This is a genomic window from Capnocytophaga leadbetteri, assembly GCF_003054025.1.
GTDB lineage: Bacteria > Bacteroidota > Bacteroidia > Flavobacteriales > Flavobacteriaceae > Capnocytophaga > Capnocytophaga leadbetteri.
In genome coordinates this window covers 417933-430638 of record NZ_QBKG01000001.1, presented here as the reverse complement: position 1 = coordinate 430638, position 12706 = coordinate 417933, and the positions used below count along the sequence as shown (strand labels likewise).

Sequence of the window (12706 nt, the reverse complement as noted above, 5' to 3'; positions counted from 1 at the left end):
ATGAAAAAAATAGTATTTGCTATCTTAGCTGCTTTTTCGCTACAAGTAGCTACAGCACAAGACAGAAAAGTAGATTTTAACGAACTACCTGCTGATGCAATCAACTTTGTACGGCAACACTTTTTAGTAGCCGACATCAATTCAGTATGGAAAGATGTCGATTATAAAGATGAAGAATTCTCTGTTATCTTCAAAGATGGGCTTGAAATAGAGTTTAACGGCGAAGGTGATTGGAAAGAGATAAAAGCACATACAGGAAAGGTGCCTGATCACGTAGTTCCTGAGAAAATATTAGCTCACGTAACTGCCACTTTCCCCTTTGAATCTGTCAAAGAAATATCACACAGTATCTCCAAAAAAACTTACAAAGTAAAAGTTACTGATGGACAAAAACTAAAATTTGACGATAATTTTAACTTTATAGAAGTAAAGTAAAATTCTTTTGAATAAGCTTTGCCAAAGTGTTTTTTAGGAAAGACTTTGGCAAAGTTTCTTTTTGTTAATTATCAATTGTCAATTATTTTATGTACGACCTTTTGATTATAGGCGGTGGGGCTGCGGGCTTTTTTACTGCTATCAATGCTGCTGAAAAGCATCCCGATTTCAGCATAGCGATTCTCGAGAAAAGCAAAGAGGTACTACAAAAAGTACGCATTTCGGGGGGCGGCCGTTGCAACCTCACCAATGCTACTTTTACTCCTGCTGAATTAGTGCGTAACTATCCGCGTGGTTATAAAGAACTCCTCAGTCCGTTTCACCGGTTTATGTGCGGCGATGTGATGGAGTGGTTTGAGGCGCACGGTGTCCCCCTAAAAACAGAAGATGATGGACGCGTATTTCCGGCTTCAGATAGTTCAGAAAGTATCATAAATTGCTTTCTGAAAGCCATAGCCCAGGAAAGTATAGAGCTATTCACCCAACAGAATGTACAAGCCATCACCCCAAGTGAGCAAGGGTGGCAAGTGCGCACTGCTAACCGTACTTTTATGGCAAAACGGCTTGTTATCGCTACAGGTAGTAACCCCAAAATATGGCAGCTCTTAGCCGATTTAGGGCATACTATAGTACCCCCTGTGCCTTCGCTCTTTACCTTTCAGACGGCTACCGAATGGGCTACAACTCTTTCGGGTATAGCCGTAACCGCTACAGTACAGCTTTTCTCTCAAAAAGGCGAATTTCTTCAGATAAGCGAAAGAGCACCGCTACTCTTCACCCACAAAGGCTTTAGCGGCCCTGCTGTATTGCGCGCTTCAGCTTGGGGGGCAAGAGTGTTAGCCTCATTAAACTATCAGTGCCTTATGGAAGTCAATTTTGCAACAGCTGATGAGCAAGCCCTTAGTTATGACGAGGTACTCCTGCTACTACAAGATTGCAAACAGAGGCACGGACGCAAAGCAGTGCAAAGCATTACCCTATTTCAGCTACCCAAACGCCTATGGGAAGCCTTATTAGAAAGTGCCGGAGTTGCCTCTGCTCAGCAATGGGCATCACTCAATAAATCTCAACTACAACAGTTAGCTAAAGCACTGACCCAAAGTCGCTTTAGTATTACTGGCAAAAACACCTTCAAAGAAGAATTCGTAACAGCAGGCGGAGTGAAACTCTCAGAAATAGACTTCAAAACCTATCAGAGCAAGCTATTTAAGCATCTTTACTTAGCAGGTGAAGTGCTAGACATTGATGCTGTTACGGGTGGTTTTAATTTCCAAAACGCTTGGACAGGAGGCTATCTTATCAGTGAAGCCTTGTAATTTTTGATTTTTGAGTTATGAATTTTGTTTTTTGAATTGTCAATTGTCAATTGTTTTGTATCTTTGCCGCGTTTTTGTAATATTGTAATTAGTTTCTATGCTTAACGTTCATAACTTATCTGTTTCTTTTCAAGGCGAATACCTTTTTGAAGAGGTAGCTTTTATGCTCAATGCGGGCGACCGTGTAGGGCTTATCGGCAAAAATGGAGCAGGTAAATCAACTATGCTCAAACTGCTTTCGCGTGAGCTAAAACCAGACTCTGGCACTATAGCAGCTGACAAAGATGTGCGCATCGGCTTCCTAAAGCAAGATATCGACTTCGTAAAAGGGCGTACTATTCTAGAGGAAGCCTATCAGGCTTTTGGCGAAATCAAAACATTAGAGCAAAAGTTAGACGATATACACCACCAAATAGAAACGCGCACCGACTACGAGAGCGAAAGTTATCACAATCTACTAGATATGCTAAGCGATTATACCCACCGCTTCGACCTTATCGGGGGCTACCTTTACCAAGGCGAGACCGAAAAAGTACTCTTGGGGTTAGGCTTTCAGCGCAGTGATTTCGACAAGCTAACGGATAGCTTTTCGGGTGGCTGGCGTATGCGTATAGAGTTGGCTAAATTGCTATTGCAAAACAATGACATCTTGCTGCTGGACGAGCCCACTAACCACTTAGATATCGAATCGATTATATGGTTAGAGCAATTCCTAACTACTTATAGTGGCGCTGTGGTAATCGTTTCGCACGATAAGATGTTTTTAGACAATGTAACCAACCGTACCATAGAGATTTCGGTAGGCAAAATATACGATTACCCCAAACCTTACAGCAAGTTTTTAGAACTTAGGCAAGAAATACGCGAACAACAGCTCGCTTCGCAGAAAAATCAGGAGAAAAAGATACAACAAACAGAGAAGTTGATAGAAAAGTTCCGTGCTAAGGCTTCTAAAGCCTCTATGGCACAATCTCTTATCAAAAAACTCGACAAAATAGATCGCATAGAGGTAGACGAAGAAGACAATGCTGTGATGAATGTGCGCTTCCCCGTATCGGTTACCCCCGGTAAAGTGGTATTGGAGATAGACGATGTATCGAAGAGCTACGGCGAAAAAGAGGTGCTAAGCCACGTGAGTCTGTTAGTAGAACGAGGCAGCAAGATAGCTTTTGTAGGACAAAACGGACAAGGAAAAACGACCCTTGCCAAAATGATTATAGGCGAAACCAACTACCAAGGCATTATTAAGTTAGGGCACAATGTACAGTTAGGGTATTTCGCTCAGAACCAAGCCGACTATTTAGACGGTGAGCTGACAGTACTCGATACTATGTACCACGCCGCCGATGACACTAACCGTATGAAAATACGCGATATACTTGGTTCTTTTCTCTTCAGAGGCGATGAGGTAGACAAGAAAGTGAAAGTACTATCAGGAGGCGAGCGCAACCGATTAGCTTTGGCTAAAATGTTGCTCTCAGACTTCAACGTGTTAGTAATGGACGAGCCTACTAACCACTTAGACATCAAATCGAAGAATGTGCTAAAGAAAGCCCTACAGCAGTTTGAAGGTACGCTCATTATCGTGTCGCACGACCGTGATTTCTTGCAAGGGCTAACTGATAAAGTATACGAATTTAAGAATAAGAACATAAAAGAATATCTCGGCGATATAGATTTCTACTTAGAACAACGTGCCGTAGCTAACTTTAGAGAGATGGAGCAGCAAAAAGAAACGGTCTCTGCCCCTACTAAAGCAGCTGCAAGTGCTGAAAAGCTAAGTTTTGAGCAACAAAAACAGCAGAAAGCAGCCCAAAACAAGCTCAATAAGATAGAAAACCAAATTGCTGCCCTCGAAGAGGAACTAAAACAGATGGATGTGCAGATGGGGCAGGGAGTACAAAGCAATGATTATTATAAAGAATACGAACAGAAAAAGAAAATGCTGGAGGAACTGATGACTGAATGGGAAAACCTAATGAGCTAACGATATGCACCCTAAGAAAATTTTATTTTTTATCATAGGCGTACTTGTAGCCCTTTTTACAATGACGCTCTTTAGCAGTTATCACATCACCGATAGCGGTACGGTGCGAGAGGGTATATCCTTTGGCAACACTATGCTACGGTATCCTACCCCCGATATATTGGGGATGCTGTTTAAATCAAAAGAGAAAGAAAACAACAAGCTAAATGAGCTCATCAAAGAGACCAATACTATTGTAGATGAAAAGACTGACAAACTGGCAACGAATGACACTATTGCCAATGACAGTCTACATAAGTTAGAGAGCAATGTAGAGGGCAAAATATATTACCCCGGCAACCGTATAGACTATATTAAACGTTTGAAAAACAAGCTCAGACAAGGAGTTTGCCAAATAGTACACTACGGCGACTCGCAAATAGAAGGCGACCGCATCACTGGCTATGTGCGCAACAGACTACAACTTGCTTTCAATGGTGGAGGCCCTGGTTTCTTCCCTATAAAAGTGGTGTATAACCAAAATAGTATAGATATAACCACCTCGGGCAATTGGGTGCGTTACGCCTTTTTCGACCGCAAACAGCGTCGCAAGGTAGGGCACGATATGTATGGACTATTTGCTACCTACTCGCGTTTTACTAATTATGCCAAAGATACTACCGGACTACCGGTGAGTAAAGCTACTTTTACTATAAAACCTTCAGCTAAATCGTATGCACGATTGCAACACTATACTAAATTTGGCTTGCACTACGGTAATGCAATGGGGAAGGTGAAGATAAAAGTATATGAAAACGGCAATATTATCAAAACAGATAGCCTTATTTCAGATGGCAAATACCACAACTACAAGCTAAATTTTGCTACTACACCTAAAGAGCTCAAAATAGAATTAGAAGCACGTGTAAGTCCTGATTTTTATGGGGTTACCCTCGATGCCGACACAGGTGTACGCATGGATAATGTGGCGATGCGAGGCGAGGCAGGACGCATCTTTACGCGTATGAATTATGAGAACTACCGACAAATGTCAGTAGACCGTCAGCCCGACCTTTTCATATTCCAATACGGAGGGAATACTATCCCCTATATGAAGACAGACCAGCAGTTAAGAGAATACGTAGAGGGGCTAATATTCAATATGAAATGGGTAAAACGCGCTAACCCTAACGCTATGTTTATGCTGTTAGGCCCTGGTGATATGACCACCTCGCGCAATGGGCAACGACTCACTTATCCTTTCCTACCTAAGCTCAACGACCTGATGAAAGAAGAATGTATGAAGAATGATGTAGCTTACTTTAGTATGTACGAAGCTATGGGTGGTGAAAACTCAATGATTTCTTGGGTAAAACAAGGAATGGCCGCCTCAGATTACGTACATTTTAGTCCAAAAGGTACCAAACTTATATCAGAAGTGTTTTATCAGTGCCTACATAACGACCTTGCCTCAGTGGAATAATTATGACAGATTTTTTTAATAATTTCTTTACCTTTGACCCACAACACCCGCTCACCTTTGTGCGAATAGACTTTTGGATATTCTTCGCTTTGGTGTATGCGGTTTTTGCGCTTATATACAAACGAAGACACTTGCGAAATCTCTTTTTACTGATAGCCAGCTTCTATTTCTATTACAAAGCCAGTGGTTTATTCGTCTTATTATTAGTATTTAGCACTGTCACCGACTTCTATTTAGGGCATTACATCGACCAACATCAAGAGGAACTACGCCGCAAAATAGCGGTAACAATAAGTGTCTGTCTGAACTTATTAGTACTTTCGTATTTTAAATACGCTTATTTCTTCACTGATACCTATAACGTTCTCTTTCAGACTCACCACCAAACATTCAACTATTTAGCTTATTGGGCTAATGGCTTCAATTATAAGGGGTACTTCAGCGTTGACGATATTATACTGCCAGTAGGTATCTCGTTTTATACGTTTCAGACCATCAGTTATACAGTAGATATTTACCGAAAGAAGATAGCTCCACTGAAATCAATGTTGGATTTTGGTTTTTATGTAAGCTTCTTTCCTCAGTTAGTAGCAGGGCCTATAGTGAGAGCCGAAGAGTTTGTGCCACAGATTCTAAAGAAAACAGTTGTTAGCAAAGAAGAGTTTAACAAGGCTATTTTCCTCATTCTGAAAGGGCTTATCAAGAAGATGATTTTTGCTGACTTTATAGCAATGCACTTCCTCGATAAAGTATTTGATGCCCCTGCTATGCACACAGGTTTTATGAACCTATTGGCTCTGATAGGCTATTCGCTACAGATTTACGGCGACTTCTCTGGTTATACTGATATTGCTATAGGGGTGGCTTTGCTCTTAGGCTTTAAGCTGCCTGTGAATTTTAACTCTCCTTACAAAGCGCTCAACTGCGGCGATTTCTGGAAGCGCTGGCACATCTCACTCTCTACGTGGCTAAAAGATTATCTATACATACCTCTAGGGGGCAATCGGAATAGTACCTTGGGTACCTTTGTATTCTCGCTCATCTTCGTAGTGATATTAGTGGTCGCTATTGGCAATCTCACCTTTACCCTCATAACTGGTTCGCTATTAATCATAGGGTCAGTAGTGGCGTTTTTCTACAAACCTTTTGAGCGGTATCTCACTACCAACATCAATATAATGCTGACAATGCTCATCGGGGGGCTATGGCACGGAGCTGCGTGGAAGTTCGCTATTTGGGGTGGACTCAATGGCTTGGGGGTAATTGCCTATAAATATTGGCGCAAAGTAAGTCCGTATGAGAATAGTACCTCTTGGGTGGCAAGAGCTTGGAAGATACTTTTTACCTTTTCGTTTATCACTTTTACCCGTATTTTCTTCCGCAGTAATGATATGGAGGGAGTGAATCAGTGGTTTGCACAAGTAGCCCATAATATGGACTGGGATTCGGTAATGAGCATCATAAGGCACAATAATATACCTCTGGCTATCATCGTTATTGGGTATATCACCCATTGGTTGCCACAACGTTGGAAAGATTATATAGAGTACGTATTTGCCCAAAGTCATTACACAGTGAAAGTAGCTATAACCTTAGTAGTAGTGCTTATCTGTTATCAGGCGTATTCTACCGACATTCAACCGTTTATATATTTCCAGTTTTAAAAACACAATTAATTAGACATTATAAAAAATCAGAATTATGTTGTATATCAAACAATTATTGCAAGAAGGAAAAAGCATACAGGGCGAAATCACCCTTAAAGGGTGGGTACGCACCTTCCGCAGCAACCGTTTTATCGCCCTAAATGACGGCTCGACTATTGAGAATGTGCAAGTAGTGGTCGATTTTGAAAATACAGACCCTGAACTACTAAAGCGCATCACTACCGGAGCCGCTATAGAAGTGAAAGGACAAGTGGTAGAAAGTCAAGGGAAAGGACAAGCAGTAGAGGTACAAGCTACTACTATTAGTATATTAGGCGACAGTAATCCTGAAGAATACCCTATACAGCCTAAAAAACACTCTCTTGAGTTTTTGCGCGAAAATGCCCACCTACGCGTGCGCTCTAATACTTTTAGCGCTGTGATGCGCGTACGCTCTACTCTGGCATATGCTATTCACAAATACTTTCAAGATAACGGCTTTTTCTACGTAAATACGCCCATCATCACCGGTAGCGATGCTGAAGGAGCTGGCGAGATGTTCCGCGTAACGACTTTAGACGCTAAAAATCCACCGCTAACTGAAGATGGAAAGATAGATTACAAAAAAGACTTCTTCGGACGCGAAACTAACCTTACCGTATCAGGACAGTTAGAAGGTGAGACTTTTGCAATGGCTCTTGGTAAGATTTATACTTTTGGACCTACTTTCCGCGCTGAAAACTCTAATACCTCACGCCACTTAGCCGAGTTCTGGATGATAGAGCCTGAAATGGCATTCTTCGACCTTATCGACAATATGAATTTGGCTGAAGACTTTATTAAGTATGTGCTAAAATACACCTTAGAAGTGCGTCGTGATGACCTTGAGTTCCTCAACAAACGTTTCTTAGAAGAAGAAAAAGGCAAACCACAGCAAGAACGCAGCTCTATGTCGCTTATTGAGAAGTTAGAGTTTGTGATAAACAACGACTTTAAACGCGTAAGCTATACTGAGGCTATTGATATACTAAAGAATTGCAACCACAATAAGAAGAAGAAATTCCAATACCTTGTAGACGAATGGGGTATTGACTTGCAAAGCGAACACGAGCGTTATTTGGTAGAAAAACATTTTGAATGCCCTGTGATACTCTATGACTATCCGGCAAACATCAAAGCGTTTTATATGCGCTTAAATGACGATGGTAAGACGGTACGCGCTATGGATATCCTCTTCCCTGGTATTGGCGAAATAGTAGGAGGTTCGCAACGTGAAGAGCGCTATGAGGTACTTAAAAAGAAAATTGCAGATCTGAATATGGACGAAGAAACTCTTTGGTGGTACTTAGACCTCCGCAAGTTTGGTACTGCTGTACACAGTGGTTTTGGATTAGGCTTTGAGCGTTTGGTACTCTTTGCTACCGGTATGACTAATATACGCGATGTAATACCTTACCCACGTACTCCGCAGAGTGCTGAGTTTTAATAGACATTTAAAAGGTAAATAAAAATAGAGGACTATCACAATGATAGTCCTCTATTTTTTATGGTTGAAGCGTAATGGCTTACATAGAGTATTTGTTTACGCGTTCTTTAGCTTTGATAAGGTCTAGACCTAAGTTGTTGATTTTTTGCTGTTTTTTGAGCAATTTGCCTTTGAATTTAGCTTCGTCTTGAGGAGAAAGAGCCCCTTTAGCTTTCTTCATATCGAATTTGTTTTGCTCTTTAGCTAAATCGGTTTTAGCTTTAACTATTTTAGCTTCTACTTTAGCTACTTCGCTATTAGCTTTGCTCAATTGTTGTTTTTTCTTTTGAGCTTCTTTTTCAGCTTTAGCTTTGGCTTTTTCAGCTTTTTCTTGTTCTTTTTTAGCTTTCTTTTCAGCCTTAGCTTTGGCTTTTTCTGCTTTTTCTGCTTCTCTTTTAGCTTTCTTTTCAGCTTTAGCTTTTTCTTTAGCAGCTTTTTCTTCAGCTTTTTTGGCTTTTTCTGCTTCTCTTTTAGCTTTCTTTTCAGCTTTAGCTTTTTCTTTAGCAGCTTTTTCTTCAGCTTTCTTAGCTTCTTTTTCTGCTTTAGCCTTTTCTTTAGCAGCTTTTTCAGCTTCTTTCTTGGCTTTTTCTTCAGCTTTAGCTTTTTCCTTTAGCGCTTTTTCTTCAGCTTTTAGGGCTTTTTCTTGTTCTTTTTGCGCTTGTTGTTGTGCTTTGAGCTGTTCTTTTTCAGCTTTTAGGGCAGCCTCTTGCTGTGCTTGAGTAGCCACATCAGAGCCTAATATAACTGTAGAAGAAACAGTTTCAGTAATTGTACCTACCATAGGTTGTTCTACCTGAGCGGTAGCTAAATGAGCAGCAAAAAGAGCTGCCGCGAATGTGATTGCGTGTAATTTCATTGTTTATTTTTATTTAGTTTTTTCGGGGCAAAGATATGCAAAATAATGATACCCCGTTCTTTTTTATAACAACTTTAACAAAAAAAGTCGCCTACAGGGTATAGGGAAAGTAGGCGACTTTTAGGAGTAATTAAAATATAAATAGTTATGGATTATTGAACATTACCTCTAATGCGCAATCCTTTTACGGGATTGGTTTTAGCGTTAGAAGTTACGGTAATCGTTTTGCTGATTGGGCCTACACGATTGGTATCGTATTTTACTTCAATTTTTCCTTTAGCCCCTGGTGCTACAGGTTGGTTTGTCCAAGAAGGAACAGTACAACCGCAAGAAGAAGCTACGTTAGTGATTACGAGCGGTGCTTTACCAGTGTTAGTAAATTCGAACACACGCACGCCATCAGCACCTTGTTTGATGTTACCATAGTCGATTTCTTCTGCTTTGAATGAAATTTCTGCGTCTTGGGCATAAGCCATTACACCAAAAAATGCTAAAAATAGAAATGTTAAAAACTTTTTCATAGTATAAAAAATTAAATTATAAATTAGTTGTTTTTTACGTTAGCTATAATTACAATAACCGTGCCAAAGTATGATTTGTCAATTTGCCGATTTGCTGATTTGTGGATTATTATAATCGTCTGGCAGCTTGAAATTAAAGAAATAAGCATAGGTTACAGCTGTTGGGACTCCTCTCATTTTACCAGGGATAAAGCAGGGTAGGCTTCTGATAAGAAAGGCAGCTTCTTCTTCTAATATTTTGTGAGCACCTCGCTTCCCTATTATACTGACAGTACCATCAGTATTGATGCGAAAAGCTATAGTCACTTTTCCTTGTATACCCTCAGCAAGGGCTTCAGGAGGATATCTAAAATGTGTATTCACGTGCTTGTCTAGCTGCTCTTTAAAACATTGAAATTGTCTGTCGTCAGGAAGTTCTTTGCAGGCTTCGAACATAGGTTTTTCTTCTATAATAACATAGGGAATATCAACAGGTCTTTCATCGTCTGAAGGAGCGACAATTTCTTGTTGTGCATAGCTATTGGCTACTACTGCTAAACATAGTACTAAAAGGACTTTTGGTAAGAGTTTCATTATCTATCTGTTTTTTGAAAAAAAAGCACAATAAGTATGCCAAAGTTTGAAAGTAGTATATTTTTCTGGTTTTTGACCTATTATTAGACGTTTATACTTCGCTAAATCTTCGCTTATCCTTCGCTCTTCCTATATCGTTTGTATATTGTTTGTATAGGGTAAATGGCTACAGAAAATTTTTCTGTTTGCAAATTCGCTATTTTTTTCGTATGTTTGCGGCTCTAAAGTAATTCCGTTCTGGTGTATTTATTGTAACTCGCACTATAAAAAGCTATCAATTCATTAGTGTTTATGCAAATACGAAGAAAAAAAGAGTTAGTAAATAACAGAATGAGACACAAAAAACTCATTAATAATTAGTAGATTAGGAAAATGAATAGAGAATCAGAGAACAGTAATGCCTATTTTGGTAAATTTGGTGGGCAATATGTACCAGAAGAGGCTATATATGCCCTTAATGAATTGGAAAAAGAGTATGAAAAGGCTAAAAACGACCCCTCTTTTGCAGAAGAGTTAGAAGATTTGCTCAAAAACTATGTAGGAAGACCTTCGCCTTTGTATTATGCTAAGAACCTCAGCGCACATTACGGGCAGGACATCTATCTAAAGCGTGAAGACCTAAACCACACCGGTGCACATAAGATTAACAATGCGCTAGGGCAGGCACTGCTTGCTAAACGAATGGGCAAGAAGAAAATAATGGCTGAAACAGGTGCAGGGCAGCACGGGGTGGCTACTGCTACCGCAGCGGCTCTTTTGGGATTGGAATGTGAGATTTATATGGGGGCAATGGATATGGAGCGCCAAAGGCTAAATGTATTTAGAATGGAGCTCTTGGGGGCGAAAGTAGTAGCTATCACTGATGGACTACAGACGCTAAAAGAAGCGACTTCTGCTGCGATACAGTCGTGGGTAGCTAATATAGAGACGGTATTCTACGTAATAGGTTCGGCAGTGGGGCCTCACCCCTACCCTACCATAGTACGCGATTTTCAGCAAGTGATAGGCAACGAAACTCGAGCGCAGCTCGCCGCTTTAGGCAAACACGCTGACCATATAATAGCCTGTGTAGGAGGGGGTAGTAATGCTATAGGTATTTTCACTGCCTTTTTGTCTGACCCTAGCACACGTCTGTATGGTACTGAAGCAGGCGGTGAAGGCATTGACACTGATAAGCACGCCGCTACTCTTACTTTGGGGAAAGAAGGTATCATACACGGAATGAAAACCTATGTACTGCAAGATGAGAATGGAGAGATAAGTCCGGTGCACTCTATTTCGGCGGGGCTTGACTACCCAGGTGTAGGGCCTGAACACGCTCATCTGTTTGAAAGCGGGCGAGTTACCTACGCAGCTATCACTGATGAGGAAGCGATGATGGCTCTGTTATTCACCACTCGCAAAGAGGGTATTATACCAGCTATAGAAAGTGCGCACGCCTTAGCCTACTTAGAAAAACTATGTCCGACACTCAAACAAAGAGAAACGATAGTAGTAAATGTATCGGGTAGAGGCGATAAAGATATGCATACTGTTTTTTCAATACTTAAAGGAGAAAAGTACGACTAAGCCTATATCTTAAATCTTTAGTAAAGGAGTTTTTGCTTTAACGAGGCAAAGACTCCTTTACCTTTTCTTTTAAAAGATAAGGTCTTAGTACTGACGTCCAGAGTTTGTAGCCTTCGGCATTCATATGTAGGTTGTCTTCTTTATAAATATTGGTGCGCAAAGTGCCTGCCTCGTCATACATTACGTGGGTAATATCAAGGTAAGTGTAGCCTTGTAGAGGTGCATTTTGCTGTAGGAGGGCATTGACAAGTTGCTGGTCTTTGAGTTCGTGTGCCTTAGCTGGCGAAGGTTTTAACGACACTACCCACAAAATAGCTGTAGGGTATTCCTCTTTTAGGCGAGCTATGAATATTCTGAACAAATCGAAGCACTTTACTGCATTTACCCCCTCTTTATGCGTACCCAAATCGTTTTCTACATATAGCACAATTTGCTTAGGTTGATAGCCCTGCGCTATCACAGGGTAATTATAGAGCATATCGCGCAAAGTCGCCCCTCCGTACGAGCGGCGTATAATCTTTAAAGGAGCAAAATCCTGCTCGATTGTGTCCCACATATTAATAGTTGAACTGCCCAGAAAAAGCACATCGCAACTGAGGTCTTTCATACGTTTGTTTTGCTTCTGGTAGTAATCAATATCGCGCTGGTAACGCTTCACCCACTCCGCCTCATCGGTTTGCTCGAATGGGATAACTGTCTTGATCGTAATAGTAGGGGTTTCTGTTCCTTGAGTATTTTTATACTGCTGCCCTCTCGCCGTAAAACAACAAGCTAATAAATTCATTATTAATGTAATGTATTTTTTCATTTCTATTT

The 12706-nt window shown here is 40.7% G+C and carries 11 protein-coding genes; 7 read left to right on the top strand and 4 right to left on the bottom strand.

Annotation, left to right across the window (positions count from 1 at the left end; translation table 11 throughout):
- From C8P65_RS02100 to asnS, 6 genes are all read left to right on the top strand, one after another.
- Positions 1-435, top strand: a complete 435-nt coding sequence (locus C8P65_RS02100; RefSeq protein ID WP_107781156.1) for a PepSY-like domain-containing protein — start codon at positions 1-3, stop codon at positions 433-435.
- A gap of 89 nt (positions 436-524) precedes the next feature.
- On the top strand, positions 525-1751 hold the full coding sequence (locus C8P65_RS02095; protein WP_107780891.1) for a BaiN/RdsA family NAD(P)/FAD-dependent oxidoreductase: 1227 nt from the start codon (positions 525-527) through the stop codon (positions 1749-1751).
- 97 nt (positions 1752-1848) lie between these two features.
- Positions 1849-3738, top strand: coding sequence for an ABC-F family ATP-binding cassette domain-containing protein (locus C8P65_RS02090; RefSeq protein WP_107780889.1), 1890 nt, complete (start codon positions 1849-1851; stop codon positions 3736-3738).
- Between the two features lie 4 nt (positions 3739-3742).
- Positions 3743-5200: an SGNH/GDSL hydrolase family protein gene (locus C8P65_RS02085; RefSeq protein ID WP_107780887.1), complete on the top strand. Its 1458-nt coding sequence runs from the start codon at positions 3743-3745 to the stop codon at positions 5198-5200.
- Positions 5201-5202: 2 nt separating this feature from the next.
- Positions 5203-6864 carry an MBOAT family O-acyltransferase gene (locus C8P65_RS02080; protein ID WP_107780885.1) on the top strand — a complete coding sequence of 554 codons (1662 nt, stop codon included), beginning with the start codon at positions 5203-5205 and terminating at the stop codon, positions 6862-6864.
- Positions 6865-6901: 37 nt separating this feature from the next.
- Positions 6902-8332, top strand: coding sequence for an asparagine--tRNA ligase (gene asnS, locus C8P65_RS02075; protein WP_107780883.1), 1431 nt, complete (start codon positions 6902-6904; stop codon positions 8330-8332).
- A 79-nt stretch (positions 8333-8411) separates the two neighbouring features.
- Here the strand turns inward: asnS and C8P65_RS02070 are convergent, their stop codons facing one another.
- The 3 genes from C8P65_RS02070 to C8P65_RS02060 all read right to left on the bottom strand — a co-directional run bounded on the left by C8P65_RS02070 (position 8412) and on the right by C8P65_RS02060 (position 10321).
- Positions 8412-9227, bottom strand: coding sequence for a hypothetical protein (locus tag C8P65_RS02070; RefSeq protein WP_107780881.1), 816 nt, complete (start codon positions 9225-9227; stop codon positions 8412-8414).
- Between the two features lie 152 nt (positions 9228-9379).
- The gene (locus tag C8P65_RS02065; RefSeq protein WP_107780879.1) at positions 9380-9748 is read right to left on the bottom strand and encodes a DUF1573 domain-containing protein; all 369 of its coding nucleotides are present in this window, start codon (positions 9746-9748) and stop codon (positions 9380-9382) included.
- 78 nt (positions 9749-9826) lie between these two features.
- Positions 9827-10321 (bottom strand): energy transducer TonB, encoded by a 495-nt coding sequence (locus C8P65_RS02060; RefSeq protein ID WP_107780877.1) that lies wholly within the window; start codon positions 10319-10321, stop codon positions 9827-9829.
- A 372-nt stretch (positions 10322-10693) separates the two neighbouring features.
- Between C8P65_RS02060 and trpB the strand changes: the two genes are divergently transcribed.
- The gene (gene trpB / locus C8P65_RS02055; RefSeq protein ID WP_107780875.1) at positions 10694-11890 is read left to right on the top strand and encodes a tryptophan synthase subunit beta; all 1197 of its coding nucleotides are present in this window, start codon (positions 10694-10696) and stop codon (positions 11888-11890) included.
- 37 nt (positions 11891-11927) lie between these two features.
- Here the strand turns inward: trpB and C8P65_RS02050 are convergent, their stop codons facing one another.
- A complete protein-coding gene (locus tag C8P65_RS02050; RefSeq protein ID WP_107780873.1) occupies positions 11928-12674 on the bottom strand; it encodes an SGNH/GDSL hydrolase family protein in 747 nt (248 codons plus the stop codon).
- Positions 12675-12706 lie beyond the last annotated feature (32 nt).

Excerpts from the sequence above, each read along its gene's own strand:
- asnS (WP_107780883.1), top strand. The coding sequence starts at position 6,902 with ATGTTGTATATCAAACAATTATTGCAAGAAGGAAAAAGCATACAGGGC.
- C8P65_RS02065 (WP_107780879.1), bottom strand. The coding sequence starts at position 9,748 with ATGAAAAAGTTTTTAACATTTCTATTTTTAGCATTTTTTGGTGTAATG.
- C8P65_RS02070 (WP_107780881.1), bottom strand. The coding sequence starts at position 9,227 with ATGAAATTACACGCAATCACATTCGCGGCAGCTCTTTTTGCTGCTCAT.
- C8P65_RS02080 (WP_107780885.1), top strand. The coding sequence starts at position 5,203 with ATGACAGATTTTTTTAATAATTTCTTTACCTTTGACCCACAACACCCG.
- C8P65_RS02090 (WP_107780889.1), top strand. The coding sequence starts at position 1,849 with ATGCTTAACGTTCATAACTTATCTGTTTCTTTTCAAGGCGAATACCTT.
- C8P65_RS02095 (WP_107780891.1), top strand. The coding sequence starts at position 525 with ATGTACGACCTTTTGATTATAGGCGGTGGGGCTGCGGGCTTTTTTACT.
- C8P65_RS02060 (WP_107780877.1), bottom strand. The coding sequence starts at position 10,321 with ATGAAACTCTTACCAAAAGTCCTTTTAGTACTATGTTTAGCAGTAGTA.
- trpB (WP_107780875.1), top strand. The coding sequence starts at position 10,694 with ATGAATAGAGAATCAGAGAACAGTAATGCCTATTTTGGTAAATTTGGT.
- C8P65_RS02100 (WP_107781156.1), top strand. The coding sequence starts at position 1 with ATGAAAAAAATAGTATTTGCTATCTTAGCTGCTTTTTCGCTACAAGTA.
- C8P65_RS02085 (WP_107780887.1), top strand. The coding sequence starts at position 3,743 with ATGCACCCTAAGAAAATTTTATTTTTTATCATAGGCGTACTTGTAGCC.
- C8P65_RS02050 (WP_107780873.1), bottom strand. The coding sequence starts at position 12,674 with ATGAATTTATTAGCTTGTTGTTTTACGGCGAGAGGGCAGCAGTATAAA.